General features: G+C 63.8%; 19 protein-coding genes. 10 read left to right on the forward strand and 9 right to left on the reverse strand.

All coding sequences use genetic code 11. The annotated features are described in order from the left end of the window. Window positions 1-5: 5 nt before the first annotated feature. The 3 genes from SUTH_RS13940 to sucC all read right to left on the reverse strand — a co-directional run bounded on the left by SUTH_RS13940 (window position 6) and on the right by sucC (window position 5,041). The gene (locus SUTH_RS13940; protein ID WP_041100079.1) at window positions 6-2,690 is read right to left on the reverse strand and encodes a CHASE2 domain-containing serine/threonine-protein kinase; all 2,685 of its coding nucleotides are present in this window, start codon (window positions 2,688-2,690) and stop codon (window positions 6-8) included. 284 nt (window positions 2,691-2,974) lie between these two features. Beyond that, window positions 2,975-3,871 carry a succinate--CoA ligase subunit alpha gene (gene sucD, locus SUTH_RS13945; protein ID WP_041100080.1) on the reverse strand — a complete coding sequence of 299 codons (897 nt, stop codon included), beginning with the start codon at window positions 3,869-3,871 and terminating at the stop codon, window positions 2,975-2,977. Between the two features lie 9 nt (window positions 3,872-3,880). Further along, window positions 3,881-5,041: an ADP-forming succinate--CoA ligase subunit beta gene (gene sucC / locus SUTH_RS13950; RefSeq protein WP_041100082.1), complete on the reverse strand. Its 1,161-nt coding sequence runs from the start codon at window positions 5,039-5,041 to the stop codon at window positions 3,881-3,883. Between the two features lie 316 nt (window positions 5,042-5,357). Here sucC and glpK point away from each other — a divergent pair, with 316 nt between their 5' ends. Then, entirely contained in the window at window positions 5,358-6,851 is a 1,494-nt protein-coding gene (glpK, locus tag SUTH_RS13955; RefSeq protein WP_041100084.1) for a glycerol kinase GlpK, read from the forward strand. 27 nt (window positions 6,852-6,878) lie between these two features. Here the strand turns inward: glpK and SUTH_RS13960 are convergent, their stop codons facing one another. Continuing rightward, complete coding sequence (locus SUTH_RS13960) at window positions 6,879-7,487, reverse strand: phenylacetic acid degradation protein PaaY (protein ID WP_041100085.1); 609 nt, start codon at window positions 7,485-7,487, stop codon at window positions 6,879-6,881. A 35-nt stretch (window positions 7,488-7,522) separates the two neighbouring features. Further along, entirely contained in the window at window positions 7,523-7,972 is a 450-nt protein-coding gene (locus SUTH_RS13965; RefSeq protein WP_041100087.1) for a flavodoxin domain-containing protein, read from the reverse strand. 204 nt (window positions 7,973-8,176) lie between these two features. Between SUTH_RS13965 and SUTH_RS13970 the strand changes: the two genes are divergently transcribed. From SUTH_RS13970 to msrA, 8 genes are all read left to right on the forward strand, one after another. Next, window positions 8,177-8,983, forward strand: a complete 807-nt coding sequence (locus SUTH_RS13970) for a Phenylacetic acid catabolic protein (RefSeq protein ID WP_041100089.1) — start codon at window positions 8,177-8,179, stop codon at window positions 8,981-8,983. Between the two features lie 22 nt (window positions 8,984-9,005). Then, window positions 9,006-9,794, forward strand: coding sequence for a 2-(1,2-epoxy-1,2-dihydrophenyl)acetyl-CoA isomerase PaaG (gene paaG, locus SUTH_RS13975; protein ID WP_041100091.1), 789 nt, complete (start codon window positions 9,006-9,008; stop codon window positions 9,792-9,794). Next, a complete protein-coding gene (gene paaI, locus SUTH_RS13980; RefSeq protein WP_041102364.1) occupies window positions 9,794-10,237 on the forward strand; it encodes a hydroxyphenylacetyl-CoA thioesterase PaaI in 444 nt (147 codons plus the stop codon). Before paaG ends, paaI begins: the two co-directional genes overlap by 1 nt. Continuing rightward, window positions 10,234-11,442 (forward strand): 3-oxoadipyl-CoA thiolase, encoded by a 1,209-nt coding sequence (pcaF, locus tag SUTH_RS13985; RefSeq protein WP_041100093.1) that lies wholly within the window; start codon window positions 10,234-10,236, stop codon window positions 11,440-11,442. The genes paaI and pcaF overlap by 4 nt, the downstream gene beginning before the upstream one ends. 119 nt (window positions 11,443-11,561) lie before the next feature. Next, window positions 11,562-11,777: a ribbon-helix-helix domain-containing protein gene (locus tag SUTH_RS13990; RefSeq protein ID WP_041100095.1), complete on the forward strand. Its 216-nt coding sequence runs from the start codon at window positions 11,562-11,564 to the stop codon at window positions 11,775-11,777. After that, window positions 11,774-12,178, forward strand: a complete 405-nt coding sequence (locus tag SUTH_RS13995; protein WP_041100097.1) for a putative toxin-antitoxin system toxin component, PIN family — start codon at window positions 11,774-11,776, stop codon at window positions 12,176-12,178. The genes SUTH_RS13990 and SUTH_RS13995 overlap by 4 nt, the downstream gene beginning before the upstream one ends. Before the next feature lie 25 nt (window positions 12,179-12,203). Next, complete coding sequence (locus SUTH_RS14000) at window positions 12,204-12,950, forward strand: class I SAM-dependent methyltransferase (protein WP_041100099.1); 747 nt, start codon at window positions 12,204-12,206, stop codon at window positions 12,948-12,950. After that, window positions 12,947-13,507, forward strand: a complete 561-nt coding sequence (gene msrA / locus SUTH_RS14005) for a peptide-methionine (S)-S-oxide reductase MsrA (protein ID WP_041100101.1) — start codon at window positions 12,947-12,949, stop codon at window positions 13,505-13,507. The genes SUTH_RS14000 and msrA overlap by 4 nt, the downstream gene beginning before the upstream one ends. A 59-nt stretch (window positions 13,508-13,566) precedes the next feature. Here msrA and maiA read toward each other — a convergent pair whose 3' ends face one another. After that, the gene (gene maiA, locus SUTH_RS14010; RefSeq protein ID WP_041102365.1) at window positions 13,567-14,211 is read right to left on the reverse strand and encodes a maleylacetoacetate isomerase; all 645 of its coding nucleotides are present in this window, start codon (window positions 14,209-14,211) and stop codon (window positions 13,567-13,569) included. A gap of 108 nt (window positions 14,212-14,319) precedes the next feature. Between maiA and SUTH_RS14015 the strand changes: the two genes are divergently transcribed. Next, on the forward strand, window positions 14,320-15,453 hold the full coding sequence (locus SUTH_RS14015) for a hypothetical protein (protein WP_041100103.1): 1,134 nt from the start codon (window positions 14,320-14,322) through the stop codon (window positions 15,451-15,453). Here SUTH_RS14015 and SUTH_RS14020 read toward each other — a convergent pair. The 3 genes from SUTH_RS14020 to SUTH_RS14030 are packed head-to-tail and all read right to left on the reverse strand — an operon-like array spanning window position 15,435 to window position 17,238. Beyond that, window positions 15,435-16,457 (reverse strand): fumarylacetoacetate hydrolase family protein, encoded by a 1,023-nt coding sequence (locus SUTH_RS14020; protein ID WP_041100104.1) that lies wholly within the window; start codon window positions 16,455-16,457, stop codon window positions 15,435-15,437. The two genes, SUTH_RS14015 and SUTH_RS14020, sit on opposite strands and share 19 nt — an antisense overlap. Further along, on the reverse strand, window positions 16,454-17,011 hold the full coding sequence (locus tag SUTH_RS14025) for a VOC family protein (RefSeq protein ID WP_041100107.1): 558 nt from the start codon (window positions 17,009-17,011) through the stop codon (window positions 16,454-16,456). The genes SUTH_RS14020 and SUTH_RS14025 overlap by 4 nt, the downstream gene beginning before the upstream one ends. Before the next feature lie 2 nt (window positions 17,012-17,013). Continuing rightward, a complete protein-coding gene (locus SUTH_RS14030; RefSeq protein WP_041100109.1) occupies window positions 17,014-17,238 on the reverse strand; it encodes a DUF2783 domain-containing protein in 225 nt (74 codons plus the stop codon). Window positions 17,239-17,251 lie beyond the last annotated feature (13 nt).

Raw genomic sequence — 17,251 nt, forward strand, 5'->3', positions numbered from 1 at the left:
ACCTTCTAAATGCTGATATCAACGCCGGAATCACCGGCGCCGGCTGCGCCGGTCATGGTTGCGCAGGTGCGAATGTCCTTCGCGAATTCCGCACCGGTCTGGTAACGCACGTCCGGGTCCTTGGTTAGTGCCTTGTCGATGATCGCCAGCAGACAGTCCGGCAGATCCGGGTTGATGGCGCGAATGTCCGGATGCGGCTCATTGGCGATGCGGAACATCAGTTGTGCCATCGAATCGCCCTCGAAGGGCAGCTTGCCACACGACATTTGATAGAGCATGACGCCCAGCGAGAACAGGTCGGAACGGCCGTCGATCTTCTTCCCCGCGAGCTGCTCGGGCGACATGTAGCTCGGCGTGCCCAGCACCATGCCGGTCTTGGTCTTCGACGAATCGGTGATGCGCGCGATGCCGAAGTCGGTCACCTTGACCTGGTCGGACTCGGGCTCGTACATGATGTTGGCCGGCTTGATGTCGCGATGCACGACGTTGTTCTCGTGCGCGTAGGACAGCGCATCGGCCACCCGCGCGACAATGCTCATGACCCGCGGCAAGGGCATCAGGTTGCCCTGCTTGGAGTAGGGCACCAGGTCCTTGCCCTTGAGGAACTCCATCGCGATGTAGGCCAGGTCGTGCTCCTCGCCGGCGTCGAACATGGTGACGATGTTGGGATGGTTCAGGCGCCCGGCGGTTTCGGCTTCGCGGAAGAAACGCTCCTTGACCTCGACCAGTTCGTCGGCTTCGAACTCCTGCGACAGCGCCATGGTCTTGATCGCCACGATACGGTTGATCTTCGGATCGCGCCCCAGATAAACCACACCCATCGCCCCCTTGCCGAGCTCCTTCTCGATCTCGTAGCGGCCCAGCATCGGCTTTTCGACATTGCCGGCGGTATCGATCAGGCTGGCATTGCTGCGCCCGCCTCCACCGCCGCCGAGAATCACGGTTTCCGAGAGCTGTTTGGCGCGATTGACGCGGGATTCGATGTCGCGGAACTTCGGGTTGTAGTCGAAGATGTAGCGGAAGGCCGCCTCGGCCTTGTTGAACTGGCGCTTGCGTTCGAAATCGAGCGCCAGGTTGTACATGTTCTCCATCAGCGCGTCGTCCATCGGGCACTTGCGGAACTTGTCGAAGGCCATGTCGAGCTGCCCCTGGCCCTGGAAAGCCAGGCCCAGCATGCGGTTCGACTCGGCCGAATCGGCATCCGATTTTTCCTTGCCGCGTTCGGTCACCACGAAGCGCTTGACCGTCAGCAGCAGGTGGCCGACCAGCAGCAGGGTCGCCGGGATCATCAGTTGCAGCCACATCAGCTGGGTCGTCATCAAGGCGAAATGAATGCCGACCAGGGCGACCAGCAGGCCCGCGGTGATGCCGGCCGCCATGCCGGCCTTGATTCTGGGCAAGAGCCCGATGATATAGGCGGCGATCAGCAGGAACACCAGCTTCTCGACCCAGAAGCCCCAGGTCGGCGCGACGAAGAAGTGTTCCGAGAGCAGGCTGGATACGGCGTGCGCCTGCATCAGCACGGAAGGCATGGCCGGGCTGATCGGGGTGACGAACACGCTGCCCACCGACGACGAAGTCGGGCCGATCAGGACGATCTTGTCGCGATACTTTTCGTAGGGAATCTTGCCGCTCTTGACGTCGAAGAAGGAATCGACCTGGAAGGCCGGAAGACCGCCCTCGCGATCCTTGTAGTAGAAGGTCAGCATCCGCGTATCGGGGTCGGTGCCGATCTTGAGCTTGCCCAGCTTGACGGAGTTGCCGGCGGTGACCTGAATGTCGGCTACCGTGAGGTTGTGACTTTTCGCAGCGACCAGCAGGGACAGCGAGGGATAGGCCTGATCGAACCAGGACAGCACCAGCGGCTCGGTACGAATCGCGCCATCCACATCGGCAATCACGTTCAGGTGCCCGATGGCGGTCACCACCTTGCCCAGCGGCTCGATCACCCCGGCATCGACGCCAAGGGTCGGATAGGGCGGCGCCTCTGCCGCGCCGGCCAGCTTCACCCCGTTCTTCTTGACGTAGTCCGGCAAATCCTTGTCGGGACGTCCACGCGGCTCACCCAATACAAACAGCATGGGCAGCGCCACATTGCCCGCCTTGGCGAAGGCATCTGCCAGACGGCGGTCGGTATTCAGTTTCTGGTCCGCCTCGATCAGTATCGATTCGATCTGCGGGCAGGAGGAAGGCGCAATCACCGGGGCCGGAGCAGGCGCGGCGGCGGGTAGCGCAGCGGCATCGGCCGCCACCGGAGTCGGCGCCACGGCTACGGCGGGCGCCGCCGCCACGGCTACGGCGGGCGCCGCCGCCACGGCCACCACGGAAGGCAAGGTCACGCCGCAGGTCTCGATCAGCTTGTTGATGTACGCGAGGCCCTGGTCGCGTTGCGGCTCGGAGTAGAACACCGTGGTGGCGATCACCTTGGCTTTGGCGGCGGCGAGTTTATCCACCATGTCGGCCATGATCTCGCGCGACCAGGGCCAGCGGCCGATGTTGTCGAGACTGGGCTTGTCGATCGCAATGACGGCGACCTTGTCCGATGGCGCGCGCGAGGCGGCGGCGACGCCCATGTCATAGGCCTTGCGCTCCAGGCCCTGCAACAGATCGCCATTACCCAGAATCAGCACGACAACGCTGACCACGACACCGAAGAACCAGTCACTCTTCCAGAAGTCTGCCTTCTTCATCGGTCACTACCCTGTGTGAGAGCCCTCATTAAAACAGGACAATAAATTCAATTCTTACAGTCCTGTATCAACTCCGTCAATCAATTTATGTCCCCGAAGCCTTCGTAGGGGACGGTATCCCCTTGTGGGATATGTCCCCGGAGCCTTCGTAGGGGACGGTATCCCCCTGCGGGATCATGACATTGGCCCGTGGTCAGCGCGGGCACACTTGGATTCTATGCGCAAAAAAGCCGCCCCGGCTTGCACCGGTGCGGCTTTTTGGCGTATCGCCGGCGCCGACTTTGCTACTTCAGCAGGCCTTTGAGCAGCTTGGCCATTTCCGACGGATTGCGGGTCACGGTAAAACCGCACTCTTCCATGATCGCCAGCTTGGCATCCGCCGTATCGGCGCCGCCTGAAATCAGGGCGCCGGCGTGGCCCATGCGCTTGCCGGCCGGCGCGGTGACGCCGGCGATGAAGCCGACGATGGGCTTCTTCATGTTGGCCTTGCACCACACGGCGGCTTCGGCCTCGTCCGGACCGCCGATCTCGCCGATCATGATCACCGCATCGGTGTCTGGATCGTCGTTGAAGGCGCGCATGATGTCGATGTGCTTCAAGCCGTTGATCGGGTCGCCGCCAATGCCGACCGCTGTCGACTGGCCAAGACCGATCTCCGTGAGTTGCGCCACGGCTTCATAGGTCAGCGTCCCGGAACGCGACACCACGCCGATGCGGCCCTTGCGGTGGATGTGGCCAGGCATGATGCCGATCTTGATTTCCTCGGGCGTGATGAGGCCGGGGCAATTGGGCCCGAGCAGCAGGGTCTTCTTGCCGCCGCCGGCTTCCTTGGCCTTCATCTTGTTGCGCACGATCAGCATGTCGCGCACCGGGATGCCTTCGGTGATGCAGATCGCCAGGTCGAGGTCGGCTTCGCAGGCTTCCCAGATCGCGTCGGCGGCGCCGGCGGGCGGCACGTAGATCACCGACACCGTGGCGCCGGTCTGCGCTTTGGCTTCCTTGACCGAGGCGAAGATCGGGATGTCGAAAATCTTCTCGCCGGCCTTCTTCGGATTCACGCCGGCGACGAAGCAGTTCTTGCCGTTGGCGTATTCCTGGCACTTCTCGGTGTGGAACTGGCCGGTCTTGCCGGTGATGCCCTGGGTGATGACTTTAGTGTCTTTATTGATCAGGATGGACATAGCGCTTCCTTATTTGACGGCGGCGACGATCTTCGTCGCGGCGTCGGCCATGGTGTCGGCAGAAATGATCGGCAGGCCGGATTCCTTGAGAATCTTCTTGCCGAGGTCCTCGTTGGTGCCCTTCATGCGCACCACCAGCGGCACGGACAGATGGGTTTCCTTGGCCGCGGCGACGACGCCTTCGGCGATCGTGTCGCATTTCATGATGCCGCCGAAAATATTCACCAGAATGCCCTTGACCTTGGGGTTCTTCAGCATGATCTTGAAGGCCTCGGTGACCTTCTCGGTGGTGGCGCCGCCGCCGACGTCGAGGAAGTTGGCCGGCTCGGCGCCGAACAGCTTGATCGTATCCATGGTCGCCATCGCGAGGCCCGCGCCATTCACCAGGCAGCCGATGTTGCCGTCGAGCGAAATGTAGGCCAGATCGAACTTGGAGGCTTCGATTTCGTCGGCGTCCTCTTCATCCAGATCGCGATAGGCCACGATCTCGGGATGACGATACAGCGCGTTGGAATCGAAGTTGAACTTGGCGTCCAGTGCCTTGATGTTGCCGTTGCCTTCCAGGATCAGCGGATTGATTTCGGCCAGGCTGGCATCGGTTTCCATGTAGCAGGTGTAGAGCTTCTTCAGGGTATCCACGGCCTGGGCCAGCGAGCCTTCCGGCACGCCGATGCCTTTCGCCAGTTCATTGGCCTGCGCGTCGGTGAGGCCAGCGGCCGGATCGACGAAAACCTTGATGATCTTCTCGGGCGTCTTGTGCGCGACTTCCTCGATGTCCATGCCGCCCTCGGAGGACGCCATCATGGCGACCTTCTGCGTGGCGCGGTCGGTCAGCGCGGCGACGTAGTATTCCTTCTTGATGTCGGCGCCTTCCTCGATCAGCAGGCGGCGCACCTTCTGCCCTTCGGGGCCGGTCTGGTGCGTCTTGAGTTGCATGCCGAGGATGGCTTTTGCGTAAATGCGGACCTCGTCCGGATTCTTGGCGACTTTCACGCCGCCGCCCTTGCCGCGTCCACCGGCGTGAATCTGGGCCTTGACCACCCAAACCTTGCCGCCGAGAGTCTCCGCTGCCTTCACCGCCTCGTCGACGGAAAAGCAGGGAATGCCGCGCGGGGTCGTCACGCCGAATTTTTTCAGGATTTCCTTGCCCTGATATTCGTGGATCTTCATGCGTCTTCCTTGTTGTATGTAGAGCGTTGATGGAGGCCGACATTGAGCCGCGAATCCAGCTGCCGGTCTTGTTGCTGCGAAGTCAGCGCAGAAAATGCTGCCGACTGCCTCCGAAGTTGCCGCAGGCGGAAAATCATCAAAAGCGGCGATATTGTTGCGGCGCGAAATACTAACATAAGCGTACTTAATGGAGGCTTACAAACGGAGCCTCCCGCCGCTGTCGCCCGGTTTCCCGCCGCCCCCGGCGATCGGCCGCATAATGGCGGGCACCCCGCACCCGGTGTGCGCGCACCCGTTTCCCTGCAGGAGCTTTCCGATGAACCGCCCCCGCTTTCTGTTGGCCCTGGATCAAGGCACCTCCAGCTCGCGCAGCATCCTGTTCGACACGCAGGGCCGGGTGGTGGCGATGGCACAACGGGAATTCCGCCAGATATTTCCGCAACCCGGCTGGGTCGAACACGATCCGCGGGAAATCTGGAACAGCCAGCTGGCAACCGCGCAGGAAGCCCTGGGCAAGGCAGGAGTCGGCGCGGCCGACGTGGCCGCGCTGGGAATCACCAACCAGCGCGAAACCACACTGGTCTGGAACCGCGGCACCGGCGAACCACTCTGCAATGCCATCGTCTGGCAGGACCGGCGCACCGAGCCGGCCTGCGCCGCATTGCGCGCGCGCGGCTTCGAGGCAATGGTGCGGGAAAGGACAGGGCTGGTCATCGATGCCTATTTTTCCGGCACCAAACTCAAGTGGATCCTCGACAACGTCCCCGGCGCGCGCGATGCGGCGAAGCGTGGCGAACTGGCCTTCGGCACCGTGGATTGCTGGCTGGCCTGGCAACTCACTGGCGGTGCCGCGCATGCCACGGATGTCAGCAACGCGTCGCGCACCCTGTTGTTCGACATCCATCGCAACCAATGGGACGACGAGTTGCTGGCGATGCTGGATATCCCGCATGAAGTTCTGCCCGAAGTGCATGCTTCGAGCCATCTTTATGGCCATACCCAAGCCGGACTGTTCGGCGCGCCGATCGCCATCGGCGGCATGGCCGGCGACCAGCAAAGCGCGCTGTTCGGTCAGGCGTGCTTCTCGGCGGGCCTCGCCAAGAACACCTACGGCACCGGCTGCTTCATGCTCATGCATACGGGAGAAGAGTGCCGCGCCAGCAGCAACGGCCTGATCACCACCAGCGCCGCACAAATCAATGCAACGCCTGAATACGCACTGGAAGGCAGCGTGTTCATCGGCGGCGCCGTGGTGCAATGGCTGCGCGACGGCTTGCATGCGATCAAGGGCAGCGAGGCCGTGCAGAATCTGGCCGAAAGCGTGCCCGACAGCGGCGGCGTGATGTTCGTGCCGGCCTTCACCGGGCTGGGCGCGCCCTACTGGAAACCCGATGCACGCGGTGCCATCCTCGGATTGAGCCGCGGCACCACCGTCGCGCACATTGCCCGCGCCGCGCTGGAAAGCATTGCCTTCCAGAGCGCGGCGCTATTGCAGGCCATGAGCCGCGACCTGGCGGGCAGCGGCGGCGTCACCGAGCTGCGCGTCGACGGCGGCGCTTGCGTGAACAACCTTCTGATGCAGTTCCAGGCCGACCTGCTGGGGATTCCCGTGGTGCGGCCAAAGGTCATCGAGACCACCGCGCTGGGTGCCGCCTATCTGGCCGGCCTGTCCTGTGGCGTCTATGCCAGCCTCGACGAACTGGCTGCGCACTGGCAGGCCGAGCGGGTGTTCCATCCGACGATGTCGCGCCAGCGCGCCGGCGAGCTGATGCAGAACTGGGAACACGCGGTGGCTCAGACCGTGCTCTAGCGTCGCCGTCCCGCCGGCGCCGACTCCCTAGGCTTTGGCGCGGCGGGTTTCCTTCAGGGTCTTGAGCTCAGGCAGCTTGAGCCGCTTGCGATCCGGCTCGACCGCCGTCAGGGCCTCGACTTCGCGCAAGGTGCCGTGGCAGCGCCGGACCAGATCGTGATAGACGCCGGTACCTTCCACCTTCCAGGCCATTTCCAGCTCGGTCAGTTCACGCATCACCTTGGCCGGCACGCCGCCGGCCAGCATGCGCGGCGGAATATCCATGCCGGCCTTGACGAAGCTCTGCGCCGCGACAATGGCCGATTCGCCGACCACCGCGTTGTCCATCACCACCGCGTTCATGCCCACCATGCCGTTCCTGCGCACGATGCAGCCGTGCAGGATCGCGCCATGGCCAATGTGGCCGTTCTCCTCGACGATGGTGTCGCTGCCGGGAAAACCGTGCATCACGCAGCAATCCTGCACATTGGCGCCGGCATTGATGAAAAGGCGGCCGAAGTCGCCGCGCAGGCTGGCGCAAGGGCCGATGTAGGCGCCGGGTCCGATGACGACGTCGCCGATCAGCACCGCCGACGGATGCACATAAGCCGTCGGATCGACCACCGGCGCAATGCCGTCAATCTCATAAACCTTCATTCGATTCTCTCCGTTTTGCCCGTGACCGCCGGACATTACAGCATGGTGACCCATTCCTGCGCCCAGTTCAGCGCTTCCTCGTCGGGCAGCGGCTGGGTGCAGGCATCGATCTCGAGTCGTTCGCCCACCTTGCGCGCGCCGCAGCGGGCAAACAAGGCATCCATTTCCTTGCCGGCCTTGCAGAAAGTCGCCTGGTAGGTCTGATCGCCCAGCGCGATCACGCCATAGCGCAGGTGGGAAAGATCCGGTGCCTGCTCGCGCAGTCGCTCGGCCAGCGGAATGATGTTGTCGGGCAATTCGCCGTCGCCATGCGTCGAGGTGCACACCAGCACCGCATCGCGACCTTCGAGATCGACGTTGCCGGCATCGGCGTCACCCGCCACCTCGACTGCATGGCCGAGGCCGGGCAGATTGTCCGACAGATGATCGGCGCACATCTGGGCATTGCCCGACTCGGTGCCGACGATGATCAGTATGTTGGCCATGATGCCGTTTCCTTGAGCTTTCCTGTCACCGGCAAATGGTGACGTGATACATTTTGATTGTACCTGTCAAGCGCAGTTTGTGTCATAATTAATTTGATACTGTTTGAATATTTCAGGTTGATAATATTGTATCCCTTCGCCACCCGCCGCGAAATGCTTCTATAGTCCGGGCGCAGGGTACGGGCACACATTGTGGAGCGAGACATGCAGAAACAGGATACGAATTTTCTCCAGCGCATCGCCGCAGGCAACAAGATTGAAGCCCCCAAAGGTGGCTCTCTGGGTGACTCCCTGCGCTGCGCCGGCGAAGCGGTGCCGACCGGCTACCGCAACGAGTTGATGCGCCTGGTGGTGGTCTTCGCCGATTCCGAACTGGCCGGTGCGGCCGGCTTCTGCCCCTTCATCAACCGCGGGCCGGGGGTGCGCGAGCGCATCGTCGCGGCGAAAATCGTCACGGAGAAATACGTCCATGCCGAGATGGCGCTCACGCTGCTGGAACCCTTCGGCGTGAACCCGATGCTCTATGTCCGCTCCCACGCCTGGGATTCGCGCCTCGATCGCCATATCGACCTCGGCACGCGGCGCATCGGCGGCGACAAGCGGCTGAACGTCTTCCACTATCCGCTGGAAGGCTGGGAGGACGCCGTCGTCTTCAACATGCTGATGGGGGCCGCCACCGCGATCCAGCTCGCCGAAATGGCGCAAAGCTCCTACGCACCGCTCGCCGCGGCGATCGCGCAGATCCTGCCGCGTGAACGGGAACATGCACAACTGGGCGAAAGCGGCGTCCGGCAGGCCATCGAACAAAGCGGCAGCAAGGTCGCCGCACAGGCGGCGGTCAACTACTGGCATCCCCGCGTCGCCGCCACTTTTGGCCGAGTCGATTCCGACCATGCCGCGACCTACATCCAGTACGGCCTGCGTCGCCGCAACAGCGCGGAAATGCTGGGCGACTGGAAAGCGCAATCCGCCGCCGCGCTCAAGCGCCTCGGCCTGACCATCCCCGACTGACCACCACCCCGGAATCCTGCCCATGGACTATCAGAACATCATCTTTTCGCTCGAAGCCGGCATCGCACGCGTCACCTTCAACCGTCCCGACCGGCTCAACAGCTTCAACGCCGAAATGCATCTGGAACTGCGCGATGCGCTGGCCCGCACCCGCGACGGACATGCCCGCGTGCTGTTGCTGACCGGCGCCGGCCGCGGCTTCTGCGCCGGACAGGACCTCGCCGACCGCAACGTATCGGCAGGCAGCGAACCGGTCGATCTCGGCTACACCATCGAGACCTACTACACACCCTTGATCCTCGGCCTGCGCGCCCTCGAAATGCCGGTGATCTGCGCCGTGAATGGCGTCGCCGCCGGGGCCGGCGCCAGCATCGCGCTGGCTTGCGACATCGTGCTGGCGGCGCGCTCGGCCTCCTTCATCCAGGCTTTCTGCAAGCTCGGGCTGGTGCCCGATGCCGGCGGCACCTGGGCCCTGCCGCGCCTGGTGGGAACGGCGCGCGCGATGGGGCTGGCCATGCTCGGCGACAAGCTTTCCGCCGAACAGGCCGAGTCCTGGGGGCTGATCTGGAAATGCGTCGATGACGACAAACTGATGGCCGAGGCCGACAAGCTCGCCGTTCATTTCAGCACCGCGCCAACCCGGGGGCTGGCCCGCACCAAGCAGGCGATTTACGCCAGCAGCGGCAACAGCCTCGAACAGCAGCTCGAACTGGAGCGTTCCCTGCAGCAACAATTGGGATTCGGCCACGACTACCGCGAGGGCGTCGCCGCCTTCATGGAAAAACGCAGCCCCAACTTCAAGGGCGAATGATGGCCATGACACCGCAGGAAATTGCCGACCGCTGCACCGCGGTCATGTGGCCCGACGACCACGCCGCGCGCGGGCTTGGCATCACCGTCACCAGTACCACGCCCGGCGGCGCCACGGTAACCATGAAGGTGCGCCAGGACATGGTAAACGGGCACGGCATCTGCCACGGCGGCTTCATTTTCGCGCTGGCCGACACCAACTTCGCCTACGCCTGCAACAGCTTCAACCACCGCGCAGTGGCGGCGGGCGTCGACATCAACTTCATCGCTCCCGCCCATCTTGGCGATACACTGACGGCCACCGGCGGCGCCAGGCATCAAGGCGGCCGCAGCGGCATCTACGACATCGAGGTCACCAACCAGGACGGCAAGACCATCGCCCTGTTTCGTGGCCGCTCCACCCGCATCAAGGGACATTTCTTCGAAGAAGGCGAAACGGCATGACCGAACAGGCATTCATCTGCGACGCAGTACGTACTCCCATTGGCCGCTACGGCGGCACGCTGTCGGGCATCCGCACCGACGATCTGGGCGCGCTGCCGATCAGGGCGCTGATGGCGCGCAACGGCAAGGTCGACTGGGAGCGCGTGGACGAGGTCATTTACGGCTGCGCCAATCAGGCGGGCGAAGACAACCGCAACGTGGCGCGCATGGCCGGCCTGCTGGCCGGCCTGCCGGTCGCCGTCGCCGGGGCCACCATCAACCGCCTGTGCGGTTCCGGCATGGACGCCGTCGGCACGGCCGCACGTGCGATCAAGACCGGCGAGACCGCGCTGATGATCGCCGGCGGCGTCGAAAGCATGAGCCGCGCGCCCTTCGTCATGCCCAAGGCCGACAGCGCCTTTTCGCGCAGCAACGCCGTGTATGACACCACCATCGGCTGGCGTTTCGTGAACAAGCTGATGAAGCAGCAATACGGCGTCGACTCGATGCCGGAGACCGCCGACAACGTCGCCGCCGATTTCTGTATCGGCCGCGCCGAGCAGGATGCGTTTGCCCTGCGTTCGCAACAGCGCTGGGCGGCGGCTCAGGCAAAGGGTTTATTCAAGGATGAAATCGCTCCGGTCGAGATCGCGCAGAAAAAGGGCGAGTCGAAGATCTTCGACACCGACGAGCATCCGCGCCCTGACACCACGCTGGAGCAGCTGGCGAAACTGAAAGGCATCAACGGTCCCGATCTCACGGTCACGGCGGGCAACGCCTCCGGCGTCAACGACGGCGCCTGCGCCCTGCTCCTCGCTTCCGAAGCCGCCGCGAAGGCCCACGGCCTGACGCCGCGCGCCCGCGTTGTGGCGATGGCCACCGCCGGCGTGGCGCCGCGCATCATGGGCTTCGGCCCGGCGCCGGCGGTGAAGAAACTGCTGGCGCTGACCGGGCTGCGACTCGAGCAGATGGATGTCATCGAACTCAACGAGGCCTTCGCCGCGCAGGGCCTCGCGGTCACCCGCGACCTCGGCCTGGCGGATGACGATGCGCGGGTGAATCCCTACGGCGGTGCGATTGCGATCGGCCATCCGCTGGGCATGAGCGGCGCGCGCCTGGTCACCACGGCGATGTACCAGCTGCATCGCACGGGTGGCCGCTACGCGCTGTGCACCATGTGCATCGGCGTCGGCCAGGGCATCGCCATGGTCATCGAGCGGGTCTGAGCTTTCGAATGTCCTGACCGGAAGTTTCGTCGCCTGCGATCCAAGCCTCTGTGGCCAGGGCCGCAAGCTCCGAGCAGGCGTGTTACGATGTAATACACCTGCTCGGAGCGAAACCCATCATGGCCACCCTGACAATGCGCATCGACCCACGGATGGAAGCGGAACTGGCTCGCCTGTCCGCCGCCACGCACCGCACAAAGAGCGAACTTGCCCGCGAAATGTTGCGCCGGCAACTCGCCATTCGCCGTTTTCATGCCTTGCGCGCCGAAGCGCTGCCCTACGCGGAATCAGCCGGCTATCTCACGGATGATGACGTCTTTCGGGACGTGTCTTGAGGGTATTCCTCGATACCAATGTACTGGCAAGCGCCATCGCTACGCGCGGCCTTTGCGCAGAGCTGTTCGAAGCCGTCCTTGCGGAACACGAACTGATCATCAGCCAGAACCTGCTGACGGAACTCGACAGGATTCTTGCCCTCAAGTTCGGGATTCCCGAATCCGTCAGGACGGACTTTGCAAGCCTGATCGCCGAAATGGCGATCCAGATGGCGGCGCCAGGCAATGTGCCGGAAGGCATTCCGGATGCCGACGATGCACCGTTGATTGCCGCCGCCCTCAGCGGCGGCGCGGCATGTTTCATCACCGGCGACAAAGCGCTGCTCGCCTTGGAGCAGATTGCTGGCATGGCAATGCTTTCTCCCAGGCAGTTCTGGGAAAGAACGCGCGTGCCGAGATAATCGCGCTCTCGTCGCTCGACTCCCCATGAACCCTGCCGATCATTTCTCCGGCCACGCCGCCAACTACGCGAAAGCCCGGCCCGGCTATCCGCCCGAGCTGTTCGCCTGGCTGGCGCGGCAATGTCCGGCGCTCGACCTGGCCTGGGATTGCGGCACCGGCAACGGGCAGGCGGCGCAAGCCCTGGCCGAGCACTTCCGGCGCGTACATGCCACCGACCTCTCCGCCGAACAGGTGGCGCAAGCGAAGCCGCATCCGCGCATCGACTACCGTGCCGCCCCGGCCGAAGCCAGCGGCCTGGCCGACCGCAGTTGCGATCTGGTCGCCGTCGCACAGGCCCTGCACTGGTTCTGTAACGAACGCTTCTATGCCGAAGTCCGGCGCGTCCTCAAACCGGGCGGCCTGTTCGCCGCGTGGACTTACACGCTGCTGCGCGGCGAACCGGAACTCAACGCGATCGTCGGCGATTTCTACACCAATGTCGTCGGGCCGTATTGGCCACCGGAACGCCGCTGGGTCGACCTCGGCTACCGCGACATGCCCTTTCCCTTTGCCGACATTGCCGCCCCTGCATTCGAAATACGGCTGGAATGGACCCTCGCCGACGTGCTCGCCTATCTGCGCACCTGGTCGGCGACCCAGCGCTGCATCAAGGAGACTGGAGCCGACCCGTGCACGGCCCTGAACGAACGGCTGCGAGGCGTGTGGCCCGACCCGGAAGTCAGAAAGACCATCATCTGGCCCATTGCCCTGCGCTGCGGGAGGCTTGAATGAGCAAGGAACACGCAAGCGAAATCGCCACCGAAGTTGCAACACTGGGCGGCGGCTGTTTCTGGTGCCTCGAAGCCGCCTTCGTGCAGCTCGCCGGTGTCGAATCGGTGGTCTCCGGCTATGCCGGCGGCCGGATGCAGAATCCCGATTACCGCAGCGTGTGCGGCGGCAACACCGGACATGCCGAGGTGGTAGAAGTGCGCTTCGATCCCGCCGTGATCGACTACCGCACACTGCTGCAGGCCTTCTTCGCCATCCACGACCCGACCACGCCCGACCGGCAGGGCAACGATGTCGGCAGCCAGTACCGCTCGGTGATATTCACCCACGACGCCGGGCAGGAGAGGGTCGCCCGCAGCCTGATCGAAGAGCTTGCCGCGGCGAAGACATGGCCCGACCCGATCGTCACCGCCGTGTCGCCAGCGCCGACTTTCTGGCCGGCCGAAGATCATCACCAGAACTACTTCGCCAACAATCCGTACCAGGGATATTGCCAGGCCATCGTGGCGCCGAAAGCCGCAAAGCTGCGCAAGCTGTTTGTCGGCAAGTTAAAAAACTGATGAAGCCCCTGCGTAGCGAGCGGGCCAGCAAAAGACGCTGACCTCGTCGCTACGGATGACTATTCCGCATCCGGCTGCAGCGCCGGCACCGACCTGGCAAAGGCCGGCAGCGTCAGGCAATGTTCGTGGATGCGCATCACCGTCGGCACGTGATCGAGCCTCGCATTGAAACGCTGTGCGTTGAATATCTGCGGCACCAGGCAGATGTCCGCCAGCGTCGGCATGTCGCCATGGCAGCAGCTACCGGTGCGCGGATCTCCCGCCAGCATGGCTTCCACCGTGGCCAACCCGGTTTCCACCCAGTGGCGATACCAGGCGCTTTTCTCTTCCTCGGAAACGCCCAGCGTCTTGCTCAGATAGCCCAGCACGCGCAGGTTGTTGAGGGGGTGAATCTCGCAGGCAATGGCCAGCGCGATCGCTCTCGCCCGCGCCCGACCGGCGGCATCGGCGGGCAGCAGCGGCGGCTGTGGCCGCGTCTCGTCGAGGTATTCGATGATCGCCAGGGATTGCGTCAGCACGGTGCCGTCGTCATCCAGCACCGGCACCAGTGCCGCCGGGTTCATCGCCTTGAATTCCGCCGCGAACTGCTGGCCGCCTCCCTTCACCAGATGCACCGACGCATAGTCGTAGTCGAGGCCCTTCAGCGCCAGCGCAATCCTTACGCGAAAGCTGGCGGAACTGCGAAAGTAGTTGTAGAGCTTCATGAGCATCCTGCGAAGTAAGCAATTGGAGGGATTGCCGGCCCCTGCTCAAGCAAAGGAGACCGTCGCCGCCACGACTAGAATGACAGCACTATAGCGTTGTCCAATTCGATGTCAAAACTCGCGGCCATCATCGTTTCGAGTCGCCGAATCAAGCGTGGCGCGGTATCCGCCGCCTTGTTGTGGCTGGCGCTGCTTGTCCCAGCCGGATCGCCTGCCGCTGCCGCCGATCCGGCATTGCGACCAAGCGAACAACTTGATATCCGCCGGCTTGGCAAGGTATCCGATGACGAGCGCTCGGTACTGCGTGTCGAGTGGCGCGCCGCCGTGACGGGCGCGGAAGAGGCACGCGCTGTCGAGGACATGCTGGACAGCCTGCGGCGGATGCAGGGCACCATGGGCGAGATCAGCCGATTGATCCGCACGATTCCGGCGCAGACACCCGCTGTCGAGCCGGCCGCCGTGGAGCCCCCCGAATCGGGTTTGAGCGACAAGACGCTGGCGCTGGCCGGCAGCGCGGTGGTTGGCTTGCTGGCCATCTGGCTGACGCGCCGCCGCGAGCCTGCCCCGGATGCGGCTGCAACGGCGGCCCCGGTCGCGGGCGTGGAGGCCGTGCCGGCCGCAGCAGCGCTCGCCGTGCCGTCCGTCCCGCCCCTCGCAACCGATGCTCCGCCCGTCGAGTTTTCGCTGGAAGAAGCCGATCCGGAAGCGATTGCGCGCGCCAACGCCAGATTGCAGAAATTGCAGGACAAACGCTCCGCCCGGACGTCGGGCAGCTCCCAGGAAAGCAATGTCGAGCCCGCCTTGCAGTTGGCCGAGATCATGCTGTCGCTGGGGCTTGAGGAAGGTGCCGCACAAACCCTGGTCGAATACACGGAAACCCACCCGCGCCAGGCCCTTCACCATTGGCTCAAGCTGCTCGACATCTATCACGACAGCGGCCACCAGGAGGATTTCAGGGAGGCCGCCGAGAAACTGCGCCGGAACTTCAACATCCAGGCCGCGGACTGGGCGAAGGCAAGCGAGGAAGATGCGCCGACGCTGGAAAACTATTCGCGCCTGTCGGAACACGTCCAGCAAACCTGGATGCAGCCGGAGGTGTGCGTCGCCTACCTGCGCAATCTGCTGGAAGACAACCGCGAAGGTGCGCGGGCCGGATTCCCGCGGCCGGTGGCCGAAGAAATCCTGCTGCTGATCGACGTCCTCAAGGAGACGTCAGGCGCCGGTCAAACGGCCGGAGTGTAGCGCTCCACCATCTGATCGATGGCGCCGAAGATGCTGGCGCCGTTGCCGTCCCGCATCTCGATCCTGATGCGGTCGCCGAAGCGCATGAAGGGCGTCTTCGGCTTCCCCTCTTCGATGGCCTCGTACATGCGGACTTCGGCGATGCAGCAGTAACCCACGCCGCCGTTGGCCACCGAGGAGCCGAACAGGCCGCCCTGCTTGTTCGACACCGTGCCCGAGCCGACAATCGAGCCGGCTTCGAGTTCGCGCGTCTTCGCCACATGGGCAATCAGTTGGGCGAAATTGAAGGTCATGTCCACACCTGCATCAGGCTTGCCGAAAGGCGCGCCGTTCAACTCGACTTCAAGCGGCAAGTGTAATTTCTCGTCTCTCCATGCCGTACCGAGTTCGTCGGGCGTGACCGCCACCGGCGAAAAGGCCGAGGCCGGCTTGGACTGGAGAAAGCCAAAGCCCTTGGCCAGTTCGGCCGGGATCAGGTTGCGCAGGCTGACGTCATTCACCAGCATCAGCAGGCGAATCTGCGGCGCACATTGTTCCGCCGTCGCGCCCATTGGCACATCGCCGGTAACCACCGCCACCTCGGCTTCGAAATCGATGCCCCAAGCTTCGTCGCAGGCCAGCACCGGATCGCAGGGGCCGACAAAACTGTCGGAGCCGCCCTGGTACATCAGAGGATCGACATGGAATTCCGGAGGCAGCTCCGCGCCGCGCGCCTTGCGCACCAGCTCGACATGATTGATGTAGGCCGAACCGTCGGCCCACTGGTAGGCGCGCGGCAGGGGGCTGTGGCAGTGCTGCGGCTCGAAGGGAATGGCGTGGCGCGCATGGCCGTTGTTGAGCATGTTGTACACCAGTTCGAGCGCGGCGACTACTTCGTCCCAGTTGTCCAGCGCCTGCTGCAGCGTTGGCGCAATATCCGCCACCGTCTGGCAGCGCGTGAGGTCGCGGCTGACCACCACCAGCGTGCCGTCGCGGCCGCCATGCTTCAGCGTCGCGAGCTTCACGACCGGCCCCAGTGCTTGTAGCTGCCGTCGTGCATCCAGCGCGCGTGCTGCGGCGCCTTGCGGGTGACGGCCCACTCGTTGATCATGTCCCACTTCACTTCGTCGAGCCGCTTCAACATCTCCGGCGTGCCGGTATTGAACGCTAGTTCGAGGCGATGGCCGCTGGGATCGAAGAAGTAGATCGACTGGAACAGCGCATGGTCGGTCGGCCCGACCACCTCGATGCCGTCGGCCTCCAGCCGGGCCTTGGTCGCCAGCATTTCCTCCATGCTGCCCACTTCCAGCGCGAGATGCTGGGTCCAGGCCGGGGTATTCGGATCGCGGCCCATTTCAGGCCGGGTCGGCAGTTCGAAGAAGGCGAGGATGTTGCCACCGCCGGCATCGAGGAAGACATGCATGTAGGGATCGGCCTCGCCGGTGGAAGGCACCGCGTCCTCGGCGATCGCCAGGATGAAATCCATCTTGAGGTACTTGCCATACCACTCGACGGTCTGCTTCGCGTCCTTGCAACGGTAGGCGACGTGGTGCACTTTCCGGATCAGGTTTCCCGCCATGTTCAGACTCCTTCGCGTGCGGCGTTGAGGGCTTCGCGCAGCGTGCCGATGTCGCCGATGTGATTGGCGAGCAGCAGGATCAGCCGCGCGTTGAGCAGTTCGGATTGCTCGTCGGACAAGTCGCGATGCGTGTTGATGAGCATTTCGTAGAAATCGTCGCCGGGCGAATAGGCGCTGAAGTAGCGCTTGCCGGTTTCGGAAAAATTCGGGTTCAGGTTGAGTGCCATGATCTCGGTTCCT

This window comes from Sulfuritalea hydrogenivorans sk43H (assembly GCF_000828635.1).
GTDB classification, from domain to species: domain Bacteria; phylum Pseudomonadota; class Gammaproteobacteria; order Burkholderiales; family Rhodocyclaceae; genus Sulfuritalea; species Sulfuritalea hydrogenivorans.

Excerpts from the sequence above, each read along its gene's own strand:
- SUTH_RS13965 (WP_041100087.1), bottom strand. The coding sequence starts at position 7,972 with ATGGCCAACATACTGATCATCGTCGGCACCGAGTCGGGCAATGCCCAG.
- msrA (WP_041100101.1), top strand. The coding sequence starts at position 12,947 with ATGAGCAAGGAACACGCAAGCGAAATCGCCACCGAAGTTGCAACACTG.
- sucC (WP_041100082.1), bottom strand. The coding sequence starts at position 5,041 with ATGAAGATCCACGAATATCAGGGCAAGGAAATCCTGAAAAAATTCGGC.
- pcaF (WP_041100093.1), top strand. The coding sequence starts at position 10,234 with ATGACCGAACAGGCATTCATCTGCGACGCAGTACGTACTCCCATTGGC.
- sucD (WP_041100080.1), bottom strand. The coding sequence starts at position 3,871 with ATGTCCATCCTGATCAATAAAGACACTAAAGTCATCACCCAGGGCATC.
- SUTH_RS14015 (WP_041100103.1), top strand. The coding sequence starts at position 14,320 with ATGTCAAAACTCGCGGCCATCATCGTTTCGAGTCGCCGAATCAAGCGT.
- glpK (WP_041100084.1), top strand. The coding sequence starts at position 5,358 with ATGAACCGCCCCCGCTTTCTGTTGGCCCTGGATCAAGGCACCTCCAGC.
- SUTH_RS13940 (WP_041100079.1), bottom strand. The coding sequence starts at position 2,690 with ATGAAGAAGGCAGACTTCTGGAAGAGTGACTGGTTCTTCGGTGTCGTG.
- SUTH_RS13990 (WP_041100095.1), top strand. The coding sequence starts at position 11,562 with ATGGCCACCCTGACAATGCGCATCGACCCACGGATGGAAGCGGAACTG.
- SUTH_RS14030 (WP_041100109.1), bottom strand. The coding sequence starts at position 17,238 with ATGGCACTCAACCTGAACCCGAATTTTTCCGAAACCGGCAAGCGCTAC.
- SUTH_RS14025 (WP_041100107.1), bottom strand. The coding sequence starts at position 17,011 with ATGGCGGGAAACCTGATCCGGAAAGTGCACCACGTCGCCTACCGTTGC.
- SUTH_RS13960 (WP_041100085.1), bottom strand. The coding sequence starts at position 7,487 with ATGAAGGTTTATGAGATTGACGGCATTGCGCCGGTGGTCGATCCGACG.
- paaG (WP_041100091.1), top strand. The coding sequence starts at position 9,006 with ATGGACTATCAGAACATCATCTTTTCGCTCGAAGCCGGCATCGCACGC.
- paaI (WP_041102364.1), top strand. The coding sequence starts at position 9,794 with ATGGCCATGACACCGCAGGAAATTGCCGACCGCTGCACCGCGGTCATG.
- SUTH_RS14000 (WP_041100099.1), top strand. The coding sequence starts at position 12,204 with ATGAACCCTGCCGATCATTTCTCCGGCCACGCCGCCAACTACGCGAAA.
- maiA (WP_041102365.1), bottom strand. The coding sequence starts at position 14,211 with ATGAAGCTCTACAACTACTTTCGCAGTTCCGCCAGCTTTCGCGTAAGG.
- SUTH_RS13970 (WP_041100089.1), top strand. The coding sequence starts at position 8,177 with ATGCAGAAACAGGATACGAATTTTCTCCAGCGCATCGCCGCAGGCAAC.